Origin of the sequence: Paraburkholderia bonniea (assembly GCF_009455625.1) — a bacterium.
Taxonomy (GTDB): Bacteria; Pseudomonadota; Gammaproteobacteria; order Burkholderiales; family Burkholderiaceae; genus Paraburkholderia; species Paraburkholderia bonniea.
The window spans coordinates 1416226-1437964 of sequence record NZ_QPEQ01000001.1 but is presented as its reverse complement, the minus strand read 5'-3'; the positions used below and the strand labels follow the sequence as shown (position 1 = coordinate 1437964).

The 21739-nt window shown below is 59.9% G+C and carries 14 protein-coding genes and 1 tRNA gene; 9 read left to right on the top strand and 6 right to left on the bottom strand.

Annotated elements, in window-relative coordinates:
- Positions 1–616 precede the first annotated feature (616 nt).
- The 7 genes from GH656_RS06285 (at position 617) to GH656_RS06255 (ending at position 12656) form a co-directional block, all read left to right on the top strand.
- Entirely contained in the window at positions 617–940 is a 324-nt protein-coding gene (locus GH656_RS06285) for a hypothetical protein (protein ID WP_153075083.1), read from the top strand.
- Between the two features lie 288 nt (positions 941–1228).
- The gene (gene crcB, locus GH656_RS06280) at positions 1229–1609 is read left to right on the top strand and encodes a fluoride efflux transporter CrcB (RefSeq protein WP_153075082.1); all 381 of its coding nucleotides are present in this window, start codon (positions 1229–1231) and stop codon (positions 1607–1609) included.
- 205 nt (positions 1610–1814) lie between these two features.
- Positions 1815–2969 carry an HPP family protein gene (locus tag GH656_RS06275; RefSeq protein WP_153075081.1) on the top strand — a complete coding sequence of 385 codons (1155 nt, stop codon included), beginning with the start codon at positions 1815–1817 and terminating at the stop codon, positions 2967–2969.
- A gap of 478 nt (positions 2970–3447) precedes the next feature.
- On the top strand, positions 3448–4305 hold the full coding sequence (locus GH656_RS06270) for an IclR family transcriptional regulator (protein WP_153075080.1): 858 nt from the start codon (positions 3448–3450) through the stop codon (positions 4303–4305).
- A gap of 431 nt (positions 4306–4736) precedes the next feature.
- A complete protein-coding gene (locus GH656_RS06265; RefSeq protein WP_153076583.1) occupies positions 4737–6125 on the top strand; it encodes an MdtA/MuxA family multidrug efflux RND transporter periplasmic adaptor subunit in 1389 nt (462 codons plus the stop codon).
- Between the two features lie 42 nt (positions 6126–6167).
- A complete protein-coding gene (locus tag GH656_RS06260; protein WP_153075079.1) occupies positions 6168–9320 on the top strand; it encodes an MdtB/MuxB family multidrug efflux RND transporter permease subunit in 3153 nt (1050 codons plus the stop codon).
- 51 nt (positions 9321–9371) lie between these two features.
- Positions 9372–12656, top strand: a complete 3285-nt coding sequence (locus GH656_RS06255) for an efflux RND transporter permease subunit (protein WP_153075078.1) — start codon at positions 9372–9374, stop codon at positions 12654–12656.
- Positions 12657–13121: 465 nt separating this feature from the next.
- Here GH656_RS06255 and GH656_RS06250 read toward each other — a convergent pair.
- The 6 genes from GH656_RS06250 to cysS form a co-directional block, all read right to left on the bottom strand.
- Positions 13122–13215, bottom strand: a tRNA-Ser gene (locus GH656_RS06250).
- 179 nt (positions 13216–13394) lie between these two features.
- On the bottom strand, positions 13395–14645 hold the full coding sequence (locus GH656_RS06245; RefSeq protein WP_153075077.1) for an aspartate kinase: 1251 nt from the start codon (positions 14643–14645) through the stop codon (positions 13395–13397).
- Positions 14646–15064: 419 nt separating this feature from the next.
- Complete coding sequence (gene tilS, locus GH656_RS06240; protein WP_153076582.1) at positions 15065–16501, bottom strand: tRNA lysidine(34) synthetase TilS; 1437 nt, start codon at positions 16499–16501, stop codon at positions 15065–15067.
- Positions 16502–16626: 125 nt separating this feature from the next.
- Positions 16627–17598, bottom strand: a complete 972-nt coding sequence (locus GH656_RS06235; RefSeq protein WP_153075076.1) for an acetyl-CoA carboxylase carboxyltransferase subunit alpha — start codon at positions 17596–17598, stop codon at positions 16627–16629.
- A 111-nt stretch (positions 17599–17709) separates the two neighbouring features.
- Complete coding sequence (locus GH656_RS06230) at positions 17710–18687, bottom strand: DNA-3-methyladenine glycosylase family protein (protein WP_153075075.1); 978 nt, start codon at positions 18685–18687, stop codon at positions 17710–17712.
- A gap of 47 nt (positions 18688–18734) precedes the next feature.
- Positions 18735–20132: a cysteine--tRNA ligase gene (gene cysS / locus GH656_RS06225; RefSeq protein WP_153075074.1), complete on the bottom strand. Its 1398-nt coding sequence runs from the start codon at positions 20130–20132 to the stop codon at positions 18735–18737.
- A 241-nt stretch (positions 20133–20373) separates the two neighbouring features.
- On the opposite strand from cysS, the gene GH656_RS06220 reads away from it, so the two are divergent.
- Both GH656_RS06220 and GH656_RS06215 read left to right on the top strand, forming a co-directional pair.
- On the top strand, positions 20374–21099 hold the full coding sequence (locus GH656_RS06220) for a tetratricopeptide repeat protein (RefSeq protein ID WP_153075073.1): 726 nt from the start codon (positions 20374–20376) through the stop codon (positions 21097–21099).
- Between the two features lie 49 nt (positions 21100–21148).
- Positions 21149–21730, top strand: a complete 582-nt coding sequence (locus GH656_RS06215; protein WP_153075072.1) for a peptidylprolyl isomerase — start codon at positions 21149–21151, stop codon at positions 21728–21730.
- Positions 21731–21739 lie beyond the last annotated feature (9 nt).

Genomic DNA, 21739 nt, shown 5'->3' with positions numbered 1-21739 from the left:
GATGCCTGTTCGTTCCTAAGTTCAAAAAAATAGGCATACATTGTTTAAAACGAAGTCCATGGGTCGCGCAGCTTAGGATGTGCGCTTCAATCTTTGCCGTCCCCCACTGTGAGCCTATCCAATGCCCCCTCCACGCAAGAAAAATCCGACCTCAAGCGTTGCTGTTTTGATTGTGGGTAGCGCTCTTTGTGCTGGCCACGCGGCGCTATAACGCGATTACCACAAAGCGCGCTTACAACCGGTACGGTGTAGCGGCAGCCTTATCGCCGGCCACCGCGAGCCTGCTTGCGGCCAATGCGGCTCGATAAGCGTAATCAGCTTCACAGGACACAACACGTCGCATCTCATCGAGAAATTCCCGCATGCACATGCGCTTCGCTGACAGATCCAGACCAGGACCCAAGCTGCGTCATCAGGTTGCTCCTCTCCTAATTCGCTCTGTTTCCAGGATAGCTGGGCAGCAGCGTAATGCCAGGACTTTTGCAGACCGTCCTCAATGCCATGTCAGAAAAGCTAACCGCCCATAAACTTAATTTCACAACAGCTTCTAAGCCTAATCCGATAGGCAACCGGAATAAGCATTCCTATAGTGGCGCTCTGCAAGGAGGCCCCCTATATGAATCTGACCGACTGGATCGTCATCCTATTGACCGCACTGTGCGCACTTGCCTATTGCTGCACTCGCCGCCGCGCGAGCTGGTCGCTGGAAAACCGTGCCCGCAGGCGAGCGGGCATCCGCCTGCTAGTGCAGGCAGTCATTGCGTTATGGGCTGCGTCGCTGATCGTTGCGCGCGGCCTGCTGACCGTCAATGGCTTCCATGGCCTGAAGCCTGATCCGCAAGCCATGCTGCTCGGCGCGCTAGTGCTAGTGGTTTGCAGTTGCTACTGGTCCATTCGCGGCGGCAAATTACTCAAGCCAGTCCGGCTTTTTGCCGCCTGAAGATGGCAGGCCCCGTGTCCCAGCCCTCCCCCTGCGCTTCAGGGCATGGCTGGCACACGCGAATGTTAGACTCCCCTCCGCTTGACCATACGCCGCGCGGCACCTCCCGTTCCTGCTGAACCAGCTTCCGCTTTTCACCAACCGCACCGCTCCCGGCTGAAGTGCGCTGCGCGTTACCGTTCCATTACCGTTCACCAGAAACCTGCGGCGGCATCCGCACTGCTGCACTGGCCGTCCCGGGCCTCTTCCGGCAGCTTCTGGCCATTTATCCTGACCTGGTTTAATGCCATGTATATGTCTATTTTCGCCGTCGGCCTTGGCGGCGCAGTCGGTTCACTTGCGCGCTGGCTCCTCGGTATCCGCCTGAACCGGATCTTCCCCGAACTACCGCTCGGCACCCTCGCGGCGAACGTCATCGCGGGCTACGTGATTGGTGTCGCAGTCGCCTACTTTGCGCGTCATCCCACCATCGCTCCCGAATGGCGGCTGTTCATCATCACCGGCCTGATGGGCGGGCTGTCGACGTTTTCAACGTTCTCCGCTGAAGTCGTGCTGCATCTTCAGCACGGGCGGCTTGGCTGGGCCTTTGGCGAAATCGCGGTGCATGTCGGCGCGTCACTGGCCATGACGCTGCTCGGCTTTGGCACCGTCGCGCTCATGACCCGCTGATCACCTCAGCCATCGCTCGCGCTCGCAACGCTGTTACACGGCTCAACATAGGCTCACAGACAGCCCCGCCAAGACACCGTTAGCAGCAGGCGCTATCTCGCAATGAGCTATATTGGCGGCCGTCGTCCATTTCTGTTCACCACGTTTTACGCGTAGGAGCAGCGCTGCCGCAGCAGGCTGCTTCCTGCCTTTTTCTGGTCAGGCCGTGTCCCGTTCCGCCCTCTTGCGCTGGTTGTCGAGCTTTATCCCCGCCCCTATCACCGTCAACTGGCACGAACGCTTGCGCTCGTGCGCCGGCGCATTGCTGGGGATTGCCTTCACCGGTGGCGCAACCTGGCTCTTGTTCGGCCCCTCGTCCTATCTTCCGTTGCTGATCGCACCGATGGGCGCATCCGCCGTGCTGCTCTTTGCTGTGCCGGCTAGCCCGCTGGCACAGCCCTGGTCATTGATCGGCGGCAACCTGGTCGCCGCGACCGTCGGCGTGACCTGCGCCAGCATGATCGCCAATCCACTCATTGCCGCCAGCCTGGCGGTCGGGCTTGCCATCGGCGGCATGTTCGCGCTGCGCTGCGTGCATCCGCCCTCAGGGGCGGTCGCCCTAACCGCCGTGCTAGGTGGGCCGGCAGTGCACGCAGCGGGCTACGGCTTCGTGCTGCAACCGGTTGCGTTTCAGTCTGCCGCCCTGCTTGGCGCGGCCCTCGTTTATCACGCGCTAACGGGCCATCGCTATCCGCACATCGGCGCGCAAAGCCGCAGCCCTGCTGGCAGCGCTGCCCCCGATGCCATGACTCCCGGGTTCACCCGCGCCGATCTCGAAGCCGTGCTCAAGCGGCGGGGCGAAATGCTGGATATCGACCCAGGCGACCTTGAGTCATTGCTGCGGGACACCCAGCTTCAGGCATTCGGCCGCAGTTTTGCTGAACTTTGCTGCGAGGACATCATGTCGCGCCGGGTCGTCACTGCAGCACCTCATACGCCAGTTGAAACCGCACGAAACCTGCTAAAACGCGAGCGGGTCAAGGCGCTACCTGTCGTCGACGCGCACCAGCGTATCGTCGGCATTGTGACCCGCGCCGATCTGCTTGAGCCACAGCGGGCTCGCACGGCTGGCGGCATCCTTGGACGGGTTGGCCGCTGGCTCCGGCATGCGCCGCAGCACACGCTGGAAGTCGGTGCGGTGATGAGCACTCATGTGTGCTCGGTGCCTGCCAGCGCGCCGATCACCGAACTCGTGCCCATGTTCGCCAACTACGGCCATCACCACATTCCGGTTGTCGACGCAGCCAACCATCTGGTCGGCATGATTACCCAGGTCGATTTGATCTCGGGACTGCATCGCCAGACACACAGACCTCAATGACACAGCACACCGGCTGACCAGACCACACGCTTTTCAGCCGTGTGCGCCGCGCGCACAAAACCGACAAATAAAAAAAAGGCGTCACGTGACCGTGACGCCTTAAAAGTTCTAGCCATTCCGAGGGCCGTGCTAGAACCTGAGAGACTGGATTCGAAAACCTGGGGCAGGAAAAACCTGATGTATGACCCAAGGTTAATCAGGTATTTATTACCGGCTTAATGCCCATTCGATGCTTAATCTGGGACTTAATCGGGGTTAAAACCTGCTTTCGAAATAAGGTTCCATTTTTTACGTTTCGACTGCCTAAGTCAAGAAAAATCTAGGGGGCGGGCAATATTCATATAATTGCACGCCATACAATTATTTGTCATACGAAACCATGAAACTTTCATTCAAAGAGAATATTTACTCCGAAGCCTAGCATAAGCCATCTGCCAGTCAGGCACCGCCAAACTGAAATGTCATTCCAAAAATCAATATGAATCAGCCTTCTACGCCGTTTTCTCCGCCCAGCGACGAAAAACACAAGGAAAAAGACCGCGACAGCCACAGCGAAGACATCCTCGCGCTCGTGCGCGGCCTGAGCGTGCTGCGACGTATTGCCGCAGCCAATGCGCCACTCAGCAACCGGGAGCTCGCCGAACAAACCAGCATCCCCAAGCCGACCGTCTCGCGTATCACCGCAACCCTGGTTCATGCGGGATTTTTGTTTCGTCTGCCAGATACCGAACACTTCGCCCTCGCCGCATCCGTGCTCGAACTCAGCAACGGCTTTTTGCGCAATCTGGATATTCGGACCCGCGCTCGCCCGTTTTTGATGGAACTCGCCGAAACCACCGCGCTTTCGGTTCATCTAGCCGTGCGCGACCGGCTCGAAATGGTCGTGATCGACACACTCCGGCCACGCTCGGCAGCGCTCGTCTCGCGTCTTGATGTGGGCTCACGCATGCCGCTATGCCGGACTGCCGTGGGACGTGTCTATCTGGGTGCTTTATCGGCAAGCGAACGGCAGATCCTGCTAGCCAGCCTGCAGGCCGCAGCCGGAGGGGAATGGGCGGGCGTCTGCGAGCAACTTGAGCATGCGTTGCACACCATCCAGACCGAAGGCTTTGCCATCTCGGCCGGTGAATGGCACGAAGGGCTCAACGCCATCGCAGCCGGTTTTTCCGGGCCATCGGGCGAACACTATGCCGTCAGTTGCGACGGCCCAGCCCAACCCTGCACGCGTGAATGGCTGGCCAGCCGCGCCGCACCCGCATTGCTGGCATGCATGAGCCGGATCGCCGAAGAGATCGGCGGCAAACCTGGGCAATACAGCCCTAGCCTGCCGCTCTAAGCCAGCCCTGCGTGCCATCCGGTACTTTGGCGATGCGTTCTAGTGCCTCGCTTGAACGCATCGCTCTTTAACACCTTTCGCGTGAACGCCTCGCTTACCCCCCCCCGCCACGGCGCAATGCGCGCCGCACCCAGTGCTGTCCGGCCCAGTCAGCAAGCGTTAGAAACAAATTTCTGTCACGCACGTAATCCAGCGAAAAATACACTGCTGGACTGTAATGAAGGCGGCGACGTAGCATCATGCCTTTGTTGCGCGCAGGCCATCGCGGCAAGCTAGTCACACCGCATGCTGGCGGGCCAGGCGGTCATACCCGGATGCGCCATTACCGGGCCAGCAGCGTCAGGCAATCAGTCACCTGCAGTGCATCTGCAACGCACCACCTACCAGGCCGCCCGTCGGCACCCTCTCACGCTAGCCACCAGACCGCACCGATGGACGACTCACCCAAATCGCCCCCCACCCAAACCTCACCGCTCACCCATCCCGCTCGCGCGCCGTCAGCCCAGGCCAGACCCAGCACCGCAGCCTCTGTCGACCAGCAGCGGCACCGCCGCCGCATCACCTGGCTGATCGTCATCGCACTCATCGTGGCCGCCGTCGCACTGGCGCTCTGGCAGCCATGGCGCAGCAAGGCCAGCAACAGCACGCCACATGCCGCAACTGGCCGCAGCGGAGCGCGCGGCATGGCGGCACTCAAGCAACCCGTGCGTGTCGCCACCGCCGCGCACGGCGACATGCCAATCGTGCTCAACGCCCTTGGCACCGTCACGCCACTAGCCACCGTTACCGTGCAAACCCAGTTGAGCGGCGTGCTGCAAAGCGTCGCGTTCCGTGAAGGCCAGATGGTCAAACAAGGCGACTTGCTCGCCCAGATCGACCCGCGCCCCTATCAAATTTCGCTCGCCAATGCCCAGGGCGCGCTGGCCCGCGACGAAGCCCTGCTGCAAACCGCACGCCTCGACCTGAAGCGCTATCAGACCTTGCTCGCCCAGGATTCGATTGCACGCCAGCAAGTCGATACCCAGGCATCACTCGTCAAACAATATGAAGGCACTGTTCAGTCCGACCGCGCCAATATCAACACCTACAAGCTCGATTTGACCTATGCCCGCATTACCGCGCCGGTGTCGGGCCGGGTGGGGCTGCGCCAGGTCGATCCGGGCAATTACGTCACGCCGGGGCTGGCCACCGGCATTGTGGTGATTACCCAGTTGCAACCCATCAGCGTGATCTTCACCACCTCTGAAGACAATCTGCCGCCCGTCATGACACAAATGCTCGCGGGTAAAAAGCTGTCGGTGACCGCCTATGACCGTAGCAACACCACGCCACTCGAAACCGGTGTGCTCGAAACCTTCGATAACCAGATCGACACCACCACCGGCACTCTGAAACTGCGAGCCACGTTTACCAACGCGGAAAACAAGCTGTTTCCTAATCAGTTCGTCAATACCCGCTTGCTGGTCAATACCTTGCACGATGCAGTGATCGTGCCGACGCCCGCCGTGCTAAACGGCTCGACGGGACAGTTCGTCTATGTCGTCAAACCGGATAACACGGTCACGGTGCGCCAGGTCAAGGTTGGCCCCATCGACGGTGAGCGCACCAGCATCCAGTCTGGTCTGAGCGCTGGCGAGCGGGTGGTGATCGACGGCTCCGACCGCCTGAAAGAAGGCGCGGCCATCACCATTCCGGCCGATCAGCCGCGCACTGGCCAGGCTGCCAGCGGCACCCAGACCAGCCACTCCGCCCGGAGCGCCCACGCTAGCCGGGGCACGTCCAGCGCTGCGGCAGCGCGGCATGCGCCCACGGCACCCTAAGTACCCTAAACACCCTAAGCACCCACGGCAGCCGAAGCACGCATGAATCCCTCCCGTATTTTTATCCTGCGCCCGGTTGGCACGGCCCTGCTGATGGCGGCGATCATGCTGGTCGGCCTCGTCGCGCTACGCTTTTTGCCCCTCTCCGCCCTGCCTGAAGTGGACTACCCCACGATCCAGGTGCAAACCTTTTACCCGGGTGCCAGCCCCGATGTGATGACGTCATCGGTCACCGCACCGCTTGAACGTCAGTTCGGACAGATGGCGTCACTCAACCAGATGTCGTCGCAAAGCTCAGCAGGCTCGTCAGTGATTACGCTGCAGTTCAGTCTCGACCTGCCGCTGGATATCGCTGAACAGGAAGTGCAAGCGGCCATCAACGCGGCAGGCAACCTGCTGCCATCCGATCTGCCCGCGCCACCGATTTACGCCAAGGTCAATCCAGCCGATGCACCGATCCTCACGCTCGCACTGACCTCGGCCACACTGCCGCTCACCGAGGTGCAAAACCTCGCCGATACCCGGCTGGCGCAGAAAATTTCGCAAGTCGCCGGTGTTGGGCTCGTCAGCCTGTCGGGTGGCCAGCGGCCTGCCGTGCGGATTCAGGCGAACCCCCGGGCACTGGCGTCTTATGGCCTCAATCTGGACGATCTGCGCACCACCATCTCCAACCTGAACGTCAATATCCCCAAAGGCAATTTTGATGGGCCATCGCGCGCCTATACCATCAATGCCAACGACCAGCTCACCGATGCTGCCGCTTACCAACGCGCGGTCATCGCCTACAAAGACGGCCGCCCGGTGATGCTGACCGACGTCGCCCGTGTGGTTCAGGGCGCGGAAAACACCAAGCTCGGCGCATGGTCTGACCTGACGCCCGCGATCATCCTCAACGTGCAGCGCCAGCCGGGTGCCAACGTGATCCAGGTGGTGGACAACATCAAGGCGTTACTGCCGAAACTGCAGGCTTCACTGCCCGCCGCGCTCGACGTGAAAATCGTCACCGACCGTACCACCACCATTCGCGCCTCAGTGCGTGACGTGCAGTTCGAATTGCTGCTGGCAGTGGTGCTGGTGGTGCTGGTGATGTATCTGTTTCTCGCCAGCCTGTATGCGACGCTGATTCCAAGCCTTTCCGTGCCGCTCTCGCTGATCGGCACGCTAGCGGTGATGTATCTGTGCAATTTCTCGCTCGACAACCTGTCTTTAATGGCGCTCACCATCGCCACCGGCTTCGTGGTGGACGACGCCATCGTGATGATCGAAAACATCGCGCGCTATATCGAGGCCGGCGATCCCCCTCTCGAAGCGGCACTCAAAGGCTCAAAGCAGATTGGCTTCACCATCATCTCGCTGACGGTCTCGCTGATCGCCGTGCTGATCCCACTGCTCTTCATGGGCGACGTAGTGGGCCGGTTATTTCATGAGTTCGCCATTACGCTGGCGGTCACCATCGTGATCTCGGCAGTGGTCTCGCTGACCCTCGTGCCGATGCTGTGCGCGAAGCTGCTGCGCCACACGCCAGCCGATGCGCCGCAGTCGCAGAAACATCGTTTCGAAGCTCGCTTCGAAGCCTGGACGCGTGCCGTTATCGACGGCATGATTGCGCGCTACGCCGTCGCGCTCACCTGGGTGCTGGAGCGCCAGCGTGCGACGCTACTGGTCGCGGTGCTGACGCTGGTCCTCACCGGCGTGCTGTATCTGTTCATTCCCAAAGGGTTTTTCCCGGTGCAAGACACTGGCGTGATCCAGGCCATCACCCAGGCACCGCAATCGGTCTCGTACGCGGCCATGGCCGAGCGTCAGCAACAGCTCGCCGCCCAGATCCTGAAGCATCCCGACGTGGCAAGCCTGACTTCGTTTATCGGCGTGGACGGCACCAATATCACGCTGAATAGCGGGCGCATGCTCATCAACCTGAAACCCCGCGACGAACGCAGCGCGTCTGCCAGCGACATCATTCGCCAGTTGCAGCACGACGTGGCCCACCTGCCCGGCGCGACGCTCTATATGCAACCTGTGCAGGACCTGACGATTGATTCGACCGTCAGCGCCACGCAATACCAGTTCATGCTGACCGACCCGAACGCGGACCAGTTCACGCTGTGGGTGCCACGCCTGCTGGAGCGTCTGAAAGCCGCGCCGGAACTCGCCGACGTCGCCAGCGATCTGCAAAACAACGGCCAGTCGGTGTACATCGAAATTGACCGCGCCACCGCCGCACGCTATGGCATCACGCCCGCCACCGTCGACAACGCGCTGTACGACGCGTTTGGCCAGCGCATCATCTCGACGATCTTCACCCAGTCCAACCAGTACCGGGTGATCCTCGAAGCCGAACCGGCGATGCAGCATTACGTTGAATCGTTGAATTCGATCTACCTGCCCTCGTCCACCTCAACGGGCGGCCAGGTGCCGCTGTCCGCCATCGCCACCTTCCACGAGCGCCCCGCGCCACTGCTGGTCACACATCTCAGCCAGTTCCCCGCAACCACCATATCGTTCAACCTGGCGCCTGGCGCATCGCTCGGAGCCGCAGTAAAAGCCATCGAGCAAGCCGAACGCGAGATCCAGTTGCCCCCGTCATTTCAAACCCGCTTCCAGGGGGCGGCGCTTGCCTTTCAGGCTTCGCTCTCGAACGAGCTATTCCTGATTCTGGCGGCGATCGTCACGATGTATATCGTGCTGGGCGTGCTGTACGAGAGCTTTATCCATCCTGTGACCATTCTCTCGACGCTGCCATCCGCGGGCGTCGGCGCACTGCTGGCGCTGCTGCTCACCGGCCACGATCTCGACATCATCGGCATCATTGGCATCGTTTTGCTGATTGGCATCGTGAAGAAAAACGCGATCATGATGATCGACTTCGCGCTCGAAGCCGAACGCGAACAAGGCAAGCCAGCGCGCGAAGCGATCTATCAAGCGTGCCTGCTGCGCTTCAGGCCGATTCTGATGACGACACTGGCGGCGCTGCTCGGCGCACTGCCGCTGATTCTCGGCAGCGGTGCCGGGTCCGAATTGCGGCGGCCACTGGGCATTGCGATTGCGGGCGGGCTGATCGTCAGTCAGTTACTGACGCTGTTCACCACGCCCGTGATCTATCTCGCGTTTGATTCGCTCGCACAGCGCGCACGCAGGCGGTTTCAGCGGCCCCCAGCAGCGTCGCCCACCCCCGCCAGCGACATCGCGCCCTAGCGCTACCGCTACGCCAGACGAGCGCCCCCGCGACCGCACAACCTGACCGCAATGAACCTCTCACGCCCCTTTATCAAGCGCCCAGTCGCCACGACGCTGCTGGCACTCGGCATCGCGCTGGCGGGCATTTTCGCGTTCGTCCGGCTACCGGTCGCGCCGCTGCCACAAGTCGATTTCCCGACCATCTCGGTGCAAGCCAGCCTGCCAGGCGCCAGCCCGGAGACGGTAGCGACCAGCGTCGCCGGCCCGCTTGAGCGGCATCTCGGCACGATTGCCGATGTCACCGAGATGACCTCATCCAGCTCGATCGGCACAGCACGCATCACATTGCAGTTCGGCCTGAACCGCGACATCGACGGCGCAGCGCGCGACGTCCAGGCCGCCATCAACGCCGCCCGCGCCGACTTGCCCGCCAGCCTGCGCAGCAACCCCACGTACCACAAGGTCAACCCCGCCGACGCTCCGATCCTGATTCTCGCGCTCACCTCCGACACCCTGCCCGCTGGGCAACTGTACGACTCGGCCGCGACCGTGCTGCAACAGTCGCTGTCCCAGGTGGACGGCGTAGGCGAAGTGGATGTGAGCGGCTCGGCCAATCCGGCGGTGCGAGTGGAGCTTGAACCACAAGCGCTGTTTCATTACGGCATCGGTCTCGAAGATGTGCGCGCGGCGCTAGCGGCGGCCAATGCCAATAGCCCCAAAGGCGCAATCGAGTTCGGCCCGAACCGGGTGCAGATTTACACCAACGACCAGGCCAGCCACGCAGCGCAATACCGTGATCTGGTGATCGCCTACCGCAACGGCGCGGCCGTGCGGCTCTCGGATGTCGCCGAAGTCGTCGATTCAGTAGAAGACCTGCGCAATCTAGGCCTGATGAACGGCAAGCGTTCGGTGCTGGTGATCCTGTACCGCCAGCCAGGCGCGAACATCATCGAAACCATCGACCGCGTCAAAAGCATGCTGCCGCAATTGCGCGCATCGCTGCCCGCCGACGTCGAAGTCACTCCCACCGCTGACCGCTCGACCACCATCCGCGCCTCGCTGAAAGACACCGAGCACACACTCATCATCGCCGTGGCCCTGGTGGTGATGGTGGTGTTCCTATTCCTGCGCAACTGGCGCGCCACGCTGATTCCCAGCGTGGCCGTGCCGATCTCGATCATCGGCACCTTCGGTGCGATGTACCTGCTGGGTTTTTCGATTGACAACCTCTCGCTAATGGCGCTCACGATTGCCACCGGCTTCGTGGTGGACGACGCCATCGTGGTGCTGGAGAACATCTCGCGCCATATCGAGAACGGCGTGCCGCGCATGCGCGCGTCGATTCTGGGCGCACGTGAAGTCGGCTTCACCGTGCTCTCGATCAGTCTCTCGCTGGTGGCGGTATTTCTGCCGATCCTGTTGATGGGCGGCATCGTCGGACGGCTCTTCCGCGAATTCGCGCTGACACTCTCGCTGGCGATCGGCGTATCGCTACTGGTGTCGCTCACGCTGACCCCGATGATGTGCTCGCGCTTGCTGCCGGAAGCCCACCAGCAACGTGACGAAGGACGTTTCGGACGCTGGCTCGAACGCGGCTTCAACCGTCTGCAGCGTGGCTATGAACACACGCTGGGCTGGGCCCTGCGCCATCCGCGCCTGGTGCTCATCACGTTGCTGGCGACCATCGGGCTCAATCTCTGGCTGTACGTCATCGTGCCAAAAGGGTTTTTCCCGCAGCAGGACACCGGGCGTCTGGTGGGCGGCATCCAGGCTGACCAGAGCACCTCGTTTCAGGCGATGAAAGTGAAGTTCGCCGACATGATGCGCATCGTCCAGGCTAATCCAGCGGTGGAAAGCGTCGTGGGCTTCACCGGCGGACGGCAGACCAACTCCGGCTTCATGTTTGTCGTGCTCAAGTCCAAGCGCGAACGCACGCTCTCGGCTGATCAGGTCATCCAGGCATTACGCGCGCCGCTGGCCGATGTCGCGGGCGCGAGAACCTTCTTGCAAGCGGTGCAGGATATCCGCGTCGGCGGGCGGCAATCGAACGCGCAATATCAGTTCACGCTATTGGCTGACTCAAGCGCTGACCTCTACAAATGGGGGCCGAAACTCACGGAAGCGCTACAGGCACGGTCCGAACTAGCCGATGTCAATTCCGACCAGCAGCAAGGCGGCCTTGAAGCCATGGTGACCATTGACCGGGCCACCGCCGCCCGCTTTGGCATCACGCCCTCACAGATCGACAACACCTTGTATGACGCATTTGGCCAGCGCCAGGTATCGACCATTTACAACCCGCTAAACCAGTACCACGTCGTGATGGAAGTCGCGCCCAAGTATTGGCAAAGCCCCGAGATGCTCAAGCAGATTTACATCAGCACCTCGGGCGGCAACGCTAGCGGCGCGCAACTCACCAACGCCACCGCAGGCACCGTGAGCGCCGGGCCAGCCCAGGCCGCAACCGGCGGCACAGGCGGCACCACCGCCACCAGTGCGGCCAGCATCGCCGGCGATGCCGCACGCAATCAGGCGACCAATGCGATCGCGGCCAGCGGCAAATCGAGCGCCTCATCCGGCTCAGCGGTCTCGACTGCGAAAGAAGGCATGATTCCGCTCTCGGCCATCGCCAGCTTTGGGCCAGGCAACACCCCGCTAGCGGTGAACCACCAAAGCCAGTTTGTCGCCTCGACGATTTCATTCAACCTGCCACCGGGCCGCTCGCTGTCCGAAGCCACGGCGGCGATCAACGAAACCATGGCGCAAATTGGCGTACCCGGAACCATTCATGGCAGCTTCCAGGGCACCGCTCAAGCGTTTCAGAGTGCGCTGGCGAACCAGCCACTGCTGATTCTTGCTGCACTGGCAGCGGTGTATATCGTGCTGGGGATGCTTTACGAGAGCTACATCCATCCGCTGACGATTCTGTCGACGCTGCCATCAGCGGGCGTTGGCGCACTGCTGGCGCTGCTGCTGTTTCGCACCGAGTTCAGCATCATTGCGCTGATCGGCGTGATTTTACTGATCGGCATCGTGAAGAAGAACGCGATCATGATGGTCGACTTTGCCATTGCCGCATCGCGCAAGGGGATGTCCTCGCGTGATGCCATCCATCAGGCCTGCTTACTGCGGTTCCGGCCGATCATGATGACCACCGCGGCGGCGTTACTGGGTGCATTACCGCTCGCGTTTGGCCGTGGTGAAGGCGCTGAACTACGCGCCCCGCTGGGCATTGCGATTGTCGGTGGACTGATTGTTAGCCAAATGCTGACGCTGTATACGACGCCGGTTGTTTATTTGTATATGGACCGGTTGCGGGTTTGGGGAGAGCGGCGCAAAGGGCGTGGGGCTTAAGTGGAGAGTGATGAGAATGTTTTTAAGGCTTGCGCTGCTTGATGTCCTGGCGGAAAGCCGAAGCAACGAAGGGAGCCTGTCAGTATCATCGGCCCACTTGTATCGACTGGGGGCCCGGTCCCAGAATCACTAAGCATTGGTTTCTACGCACATCAAACTGACTGAAGAGCAACCAGCGGACCGCCCAGCGCCGCTTTGCAGCACCACCAATGCGTGCTCCTGCCTTCCTACTGCTTCGCTGAGATAGCCGGGAGAACTCTCCGGGCAGACACTGGTTTCCCTAAGCGGCCCATTCCATTTTTGAGGCATCGCGGTTTTAACCTTCGCCGTCTTTGCAGCCGCATTTGAAATGCGTTGCGACCAGCAAAGGATGGAGCAGCTAGCCCAATGACACGCTTGTTTTTGCCCCGCAAAAAAACAAAACCCCCGCAAGTCCTAAAACTTGCGGGGGTTTGCCACCACTTCTGGCGGAGACGGAGGGATTCGAACCCTCGATCCAGGTTTTGGCCCAGATGCTCCCTTAGCAGGGGAGTGCCTTCGACCTCTCGGCCACGTCTCCCAAACTTTCGCTCGCACAGGGAGTCAGTGCGACGAAGCCAAGATCATAGCGGGTTAGCGAGCCAAGGTCAATTTTTGCGATGCACTTTTTATCTCGCAAAGCATTCGGTGACTGCGCGGGGGATGTGCTCATGAATCCGCCACCTACACTTTCACCGAAACCGCCCGCCCGCAGCCGCGTTACGAGTGGTCCAGATCAAATGCCTTGTGTAGCGCGCGCACGGCAAGCTCGGTGTATTTCTCGTCGATCAGCACCGATATCTTGATTTCAGAGGTCGAGATCATCTGGATATTGATGCCCTCTTCCGACAGCGTGCGAAACATCGTGCTAGCAATGCCGACATGCGAGCGCATGCCCACACCCACCACCGAAACTTTCGATACCTTTGGGTCGCCGAGCACCTGCTCAGCCTGGACGTGGGACTTCACCTGGCCCGTCAGAATATCCATCGCCCGCTGATAATCGCCACGGCCCACCGTGAACGTGAAAGCGGTTTTACCCTCCACGCTCTGGTTCTGGATAATCATGTCGACGTCGATATTCGCATCGGCCACCGGGCCCAGGATCTGATACGCAATGCCTGGCTTGTCCGGCACACCCATCACGGCGATACGAGCCTCATCGCGTTGAAATGCAATGCCCGAGATAACTGCCTTTTCCATGGTCTCGTCTTCTTCAAAAGTAATCAGGGTGCCCGAGGTCATTTCCGTCTCAAGCGGGATCAATGGGTCGGTCAGACTGGAAAGCACGCGTGTCTTGACCTGATACTTGCCAGCGAATTCAACCGAGCGAATCTGTAAAACCTTCGACCCGAGGCTGGCCATTTCCAGCATTTCTTCGAAGGTCACACGGTCCAGTCTGCGCGCTTCTTCCACCACTCGCGGGTCGGTTGTATAAACCCCGTCGACATCGGTATAGATCAGACACTCTTGCGCCTTCAACGCCGCCGCCACCGCAACTGCCGAGGTATCGGAGCCGCCCCGGCCAAGCGTGGTGATGTGGCCATCGGGATCAATCCCCTGAAAGCCGGTAATCACCACCACCTTGCCTGCATCGAGGTCGCGCAACACGCGCTCGCCATCAATGTCGCTAATACGTGCCTTGGTAAAGGCGCTATCGGTCTTCACCGGCACTTGCCAGCCCGCGTAGCTGACTGCATCCACACCAGCTTCCTGCAACGCGATCGCCAGCAATCCGACGCTCACCTGCTCGCCCGTTGCAGCAATCATGTCAAGCTCGCGTGGGCTGGGCTGCGGCGAAATTTCTCTGGCAAGGCCCAGCAAACGATTGGTTTCACCGGACATCGCCGATGGAACCACGACCATCTTGTGACCCGCCTTGTGCCATTTGGCGACGCGCTTTGCGACATTTTTGATGCGCTCGACCGAGCCCATCGAAGTACCGCCGTATTTATGTACGATGAGTGCCATTGTCGTTCTGAACTGGAAACTGGAGGAAAAACCGCGCTACCGCGCCGGAAAGGAATGTGTGCCTGCCACCCAAAATGGCACCTGAAAACGCTGAAAAAAATGCCGGAACACCCATGCAACGCAAGCAGACTGACTCGTGAATTGCCGCACTAACCTACAGCACTATCAGCGCGCCTTCAGAGGCTATGTGCCTGTACCCCCTGCACTGCCTGCACGCTGGCAATCGAGAAATGCGGCTTAAAACTGCGCTAGATGCGAGCCAGCCGTATCAGTATCAATCACCCACAACGCACCAAAGCGAGCCGGACAAACGGGTAAACGTACCCGATCGAAACATAAAAGACAAGCCGCAAACCGTGTAGGGATAAAGGCCGGGCGCAATACTGACGTGATTTCGGGAGAGGACTTGGGTCAACTCGTCAGGCAAGCAGCAAATCTTCACGCCACTCGATCCGCAAATAGCGTCCATCAATTGCAATTGCGCCATGCTCAACGTCAAAGGCCGTCCATGCGGCCTGGTTCACACCAAGCAACGGCACGAACAACAGCTCATCGCCCACGAACAGCAGCGGAACGTCCCGCTTCCATGCGGGCACGCCTTGTTCCTGGAAAAGATTTTTGAGCGTGCGGCCTGGCCCCGAGCGCTCACGTCGCAACCGCTCTCCGCCACGCCGTGAGCGAACCGTCAGAACCGCGTGCTCCAGCAGCGCCAGTGGCACCGCATGCGGGTCACCAGCCGATGTGTCCGAAAAGATAAAAGTGCCGCGCCATTGCGGCAAATGCCAGATCGACTCGCCCTGCCACACAAGCTCACTCACGGCACGCTCGAGCAACGCGGTTTCGTCGGCGGCTTCGGCGCTGTCACCCGCTTCCCAATAGAGCTTGCCGCGATAGCTACGCAACGCCTGGCCCGCGTGATCGATACGGAGATGGTGCCCCTCCCGAGCCGTGCGTAACTGACGCCACGCGTCCTTCAAACGAACCGTGGAAGGTGCCGGCAGCCCGCACGTGCGAATCCAGTAACGTAAGAGATTGAGTGCACGGTCATCGTCGAGCATCAACAAGGCTTCATGCGACAACGTGCGCTCATCCTGTGCAACCGCCTGCAGGTCAATCTGCGCCAGCGCCTCAAGCAAGCCTTGCGCGGTCGCGGCATGCGCTGCCGTGCGCGCCAGCGCATCCCGGAACCCGGGGAAATGCACCGTCAACACAGGCACAACCTCGTGACGCAATGCATTCCGTGCATAACGCGTATCAGCATTAGATTCATCTTCGATCCAGCGCAAATTCCAGCCCGCAGCGTACTGCTCCAGCTGCGCCCGCAGCACGTGCAGTACAGGCCGCATCCGCACAACTGATGCCGCGGCATCATCTGGCAAGCGCTCAGCCGCCATGCCCGCGAGCCCAGCCAGACCACTGCCGCGCAGCAACTGCAGCAACACCGTTTCAGCCTGGTCATCTGCGTGCTGGCCGAGCCATAACGCGTCGGCCTGATGCGTCTGGCACAGCGCATCAAGCGCCCGATAACGGACCTCACGCGCCATCGCCTCAAGACTTTCGCCAGCTATGCGCGGCACCTCGACGCGGCTTGCAGCAAACGTCACGCCACGCGCCTGTGCGAACGCCGCGCAATGGGCCAGCCATTCATCCGCGTTTGGACTTAAGCCATGATGGATATGCAGCGCAACGCAGCGCGCAGCACCTGCCACTCGAACCGCCGCGTCCAGCAACACCGACGAATCAACCCCGCCACTGAAGGCAAGCGCAATTCTGGCTGAAGCAGGCAGCGCGGCAAGCGCTACGCCAAGCGCCTCAGTGATGAGGCGGTCAGCGGGGGAGTCAGCAAATGGAGTCACAACGTCAGGAAGGAAGCAGCGAGGTAACGAGGAAGCGAGGCAACGAAGCACAGCCAGGGTGGCATATGCCTGTGCGACAAACCCAGCCCGGCGTGATTCGTCGCTTAACACGTCAAACAATCCAGTCAAACGCCAGGTGCCGTTTCCTTGAATTTGCCGTAAGCCATCAAACGCTCAAAACGACGCTGACGCAGTTCAGCAATGCTCATCCCCTGGAACTGGCGCAAGGTATCGGACAGCGCACGGCGCAGCAATGCTGCCATGCCTTTCACATCACGATGCGCGCCGCCCAATGGCTCAGCCACGATCTTGTCGATCAAGCCCAACGCTTTCAGACGATGCGCAGTCAAACCCAGCGCTTCGGCCGCTTCCGGTGCTTTAGCCGCGCTCTTCCACAAAATGGATGCGCAGCCTTCTGGCGAAATCACGGAATACGTCGAAAATTGCAGCATTAAAACGCTGTCGCCAACCGCAATCGCCAGCGCGCCGCCCGAGCCACCCTCACCGATGATGGTGGAAATAATCGGCGTTTTCAGCTCGGCCATCACGTACAAATTGCGCCCAATCGCTTCCGACTGGCCGCGCTCTTCCGCGCCGATGCCGGGGTACGCGCCAGGGGTGTCGATGAACGTGAAAATCGGCAAGCTGAATTTCTCAGCGAGGCGCATCAGCCGTTCTGCCTTGCGATAGCCTTCCGGGCGCGGCATGCCGAAATTGCGCAAACCCCGCTCTTTGGTATCACGGCCTTTTTGCTGGCCAATCACCATGCACGGCTGGCCACTAAAACGCGCCAGACCACCCACAATCGCAAGGTCGTCCGCATACGAGCGATCGCCGTGCAATTCATGAAAATCGGTGAATAGCTCACTGACGTAATCAAGCGTGTATGGACGTTGCGGGTGGCGGGCAATTTGCGACACCTGCCACGGCGTCAGGTTCGCGTACAGGTCTTTCGTGAGCTGCTGGCTTTTCTTCGAGAGCCGCTCGATTTCTTCCGAAATATCGACGGCCGAATCGTCCTGCACGAAGCGCAATTCTTCGATCTTCGCTTCGAGTTCAGCAATCGGCTGCTCGAAATCCAGAAACGTGGTCTTCATTGAATATCATCCTTGGACTTACCGGCAACGCGCATTCTACCTGCGCACACTTCAGTCAAAATCACCTCTCAGCTATTGAATTTAAAAATCAATAGCTGAGAAACCATTTCATTAATAATCGACCGGCAACGGATCGAGGCTGCGCCACATATACCAGGTGGCGACAGTGCGCCATGGTTCCCAGTTCGCCGCCACTTCGCGTGCTTCGCTGCGCGTGACGGGCTCACCACTAAAGTAATTCACGCTAATCGCCCGAATCAGGCCGAGATCATCAAGCGGCAGGACGTTGGGCCGCGACAGGTTAAAGATCAGAAACATTTCGGCAGTCCAGCGGCCAATGCCCCGGATCTGCGTCAATTCGGCAATGACTGCCTCGTCATCCATCGAGGTCCATTTGCCCACATGCAATGCCCCCGAGACGAAATGCCGGGCCAGATCGAGAATGTATTCGGTCTTGCGTTTTGACAGGCCACACGCCATCAGCTTGTCGTGCCCCAGCTTGATAACCTGCTGCGGTGCCAGCCTGGGACAGGCCGTTTCGATCCGCTGCCACACCGCTTGCGCCGATGCGACAGAAATTTGCTGCCCAACCACCGACCGCGCCAGCGTGACAAACGGGTCACCCCGGCTCAGCAAATGCACTGGGCCAAACTTCGGAATCAGCTTTTTGAGAATTCGGTCGCGTTTGACCAGATCACCACACGCTTTGTCCCAATACGCAGGACGTACGATCTCCGGCACCGAACCACCGAGTTGTACCGGAACTGCAACTTCAGTCCCACTGCCAGCCTCGGGCAATGCGCCATTGCCTTTGGCCCGAGACACGCGCGCGGCCGGACGCGATGCGGCAGCCTTTACCTCAGCTTTCGCCGCTGCATTTGCCACCGCCCGGGTCACTTGCGCTGTCTCGTTTGCTGCAACAACCGCATCAGCCGCGCTGTTCGGCACAGCCCTGGCGGTGTCAAGCCTAGCCTCGCCCGCTGCGGCTTTGCTGGCCGCAGCACCTCGCGCACGCGGCGTTTTTTTTGCTGCTGCGGCGCCTGTTTTGGACGCCGTCCGTTTAACCGGCGTCTTCGTGGCCGTTACCATCCTGCCTCCTGCCTGGCGAATCGATTAAAGGAAAATACCGGACGTGCTCACACGCACCGCCATTCAGTCGATCCACCGGGTTTATCTTCGAGTGCAATCCCGGCTTCGAGCAATTGCGCCCGAATCCGGTCAGCTTCAGCATAGTTCTTCGCTTGTTTTGCGGCGACCCGTGCCGCGATCATCGCTTCAATCTGAAGCGCATCCAGTGCCATGGCGGATGCCGGCCGGGAGGTCTGCTGTAAAAAAGCTCGCGGCTCGCGCTGCAGCAATCCCAGCACACCAGCCAGGCCCCGCAACTGCCGCGCTAGCGCGGCATCCTGATGGCGGTTGATCTCGCTCGCCAAATCGAACAGCACCGCAATCGCCACGGGCGTATTGAAATCATCGTTTAACGCAGCGCTAAACCGCTGTGCATGTGCTTCATGCCAGTCAAGCGGCGCGTCATCAGGTGTAACGTCCTTCAACGCGGTATACAGGCGCATCAGCGCCTGGCGCGCATCGTCGATATGCGTATCGCTGTAATTCAGCGGGGAGCGGTAATGAGCCCGGACAATGAAAAAGCGCACGACTTCGGCATCGTACTGGGCCAGCACTTCGCGGATCGTGAAAAAATTGCCCAGTGACTTCGACATCTTTTCATTGTCGATCTGGACGTAGCCGTTATGCATCCAGTAATTCACGAAGGTCTGCCCAGTCGCACCTTCACTCTGGGCAATCTCATTCTCGTGATGTGGGAATTGCAAATCCTGACCGCCGCCATGAATGTCGAACTGATTTCCCAGCAGCGTGCAGCCCATTGCCGAGCATTCGATATGCCAGCCAGGCCGGCCGCGGCCATACTTCGAATCCCAGCCGGTGTCGTCGGGCTCACCAGGTTTTGCCTGCTTCCATAAAACGAAATCGAGCGGGTCGAGTTTGGCTTCGTTAGCCGCAACACGTTCGCCAGCACGCAGGTCTTCCAGCGACTTGCCGGACAACTTGCCGTACGCGGCAAACTTGCGCACGGCGTAATTCACATCGCCATCAGCGGCTTGATACGCATAGCCTCGCGCTTCGAGCTTTTCAATCAGGCTCAGCATCTGTGGAATGAAATCGGTCGCCCGTGGTTCAAGATCAGGGCGCTCAATACCCAGCGCATCCGCATCTTCATGCAACGCCTGAATAAAACGGTCGGTCAATGCTTTGATGGTTTCGCCATTTTCAATGGCACGGCGGATGATCTTGTCGTCGATATCGGTAATGTTGCGCACGTAAGTCACGCGGTAGCCCAACTGGCGCAGCCAGCGCTGCACGATATCGAACACCACCAGCACCCGCGCGTGCCCCACATGGCAGTAATCGTAGACCGTCATCCCACAGACGTACATCCGCACGACGCCTTCTTCCAGCGGCACAAAAGTTTGCTTTTCACGCGCGAGCGTGTTGTAAATGCGCAGAGATTCCATAAGAGACAGAAACGAAGCGTGAAGCGAGAGATGTGCATGGTGTTTCGTATGCCGCACCTGCGAAGGATATGCACGCAGGAACCGGCATTTACAGCGGCGAAGCAGCGCGCTACAAGTGCGGCGTTCGGGCTGCAATCAAAACGGAGACGACCACGAATGGCGAAAAGACAGTCTGCGGCTCAACGGAACGCCCAGACCTTTTGTTAGAATGGGCCGAAGTATAACATCCAGACTTAAGCCTATGAAACCTTCCAGCGGCCGTGTATGCAGCGCCAAAACCCTCGCCATCGCGGCGCTTTGCGGTTTGACTTTCACGGCTTTTTCGAGTCACGCGCTAGCTGCACAAAACGGCGCAACCCTGCCGCAAGGTCCCGCGGTACGCGACGGCACTCCTGAAATCAACCATTCAATCAGCCAGCAAAACTGGAGCGAAGCGCTCACCCAGCTCGATGCCCGCATTGCAGCCAATCCACGCGATGCTCAGGCAAAATTCAAGCGTGCCACGGTGCTGGCGCAACTCAACCGCACCGATGAAGCCATCGCCGCATTCACCGAACTCACCCAGCTTTATCCCGAACTGCCTGAGCCCTACAACAACCTCGCGGCACTAGATGCCAAACTTGGCCGTTATACCGAAGCCCGTTCAGCACTCGAAACCGCCATCAAGGTCAACCCGGGCTACGGGCTCGCCTACGAAAATCTGGGCGACCTGTATCTGCGCCTGGCCAACGAATCGTACAAACGCGCGCAAAGCCTGGGCCAGGCAAGCAGCACGACCCGCCAGCGCCTGAGCAGTATCCAGAAAATGATTAACCCGCCCCAAACCTCCACCCGGGCAACGGCAAAACCCGCTGCTCACGAAACGGCCCCGCCCGCAATGATCGTCCCGGTACAAAGCCCCAGCTCCCAGTTTGGTGGCCCAACCGGTTCCCTGGCACTGCCCCCTTACGTTGCCCCTTCCAGGTAAGTCTTTTCCGTTCCGTCACCTGTCTGTTTTACTCACGTAGAGGATATTCATGAAATGGTTGATGCTGGCGCTCGGTAGCGCCGCCCTGATTGCACAGGCTCCGGCCTTCGCCCAGTCCGCCCCGCAGGCGGCCCATCCGTCCGTTCTGTTCAAGACTTCAGCAGGCGATTTCCGTGTGGAACTCTATCCGGAAAAAGCGCCTAAAACTGTCGAAAACTTCCTCACCTACGTCAAGTCGGGCCAATACAGCGGCACGATTTTCCATCGTGTCATTCCGGGCTTCATGATTCAGGGCGGCGGTTACACCACCGGCTTTGTCGAAAAACCAACCCGCGCGCCGATCCCGCTTGAAAGCCGCAACGGCCTGAAAAACATGAGCGGCACGCTCGCCATGGCCCGCACCAGCGATCCCAATTCGGCTTCGGCCCAGTTCTTCATCAATACGGTCGATAACGCTGGGCTCGACTATCCCAAGCCTGATGGCAACGGCTATGCGGTATTCGGCAAAGTCACGTCGGGCATGGACGTCGTGAAAAAAATCGAAGGCATGCCGACCACCACGCGCGGGCCAATGAGCGATGTGCCACAAAAAGCCATCGTGATCGAGTCAGCGAGCGTCGTCAGCAAATAAGCCACGCGC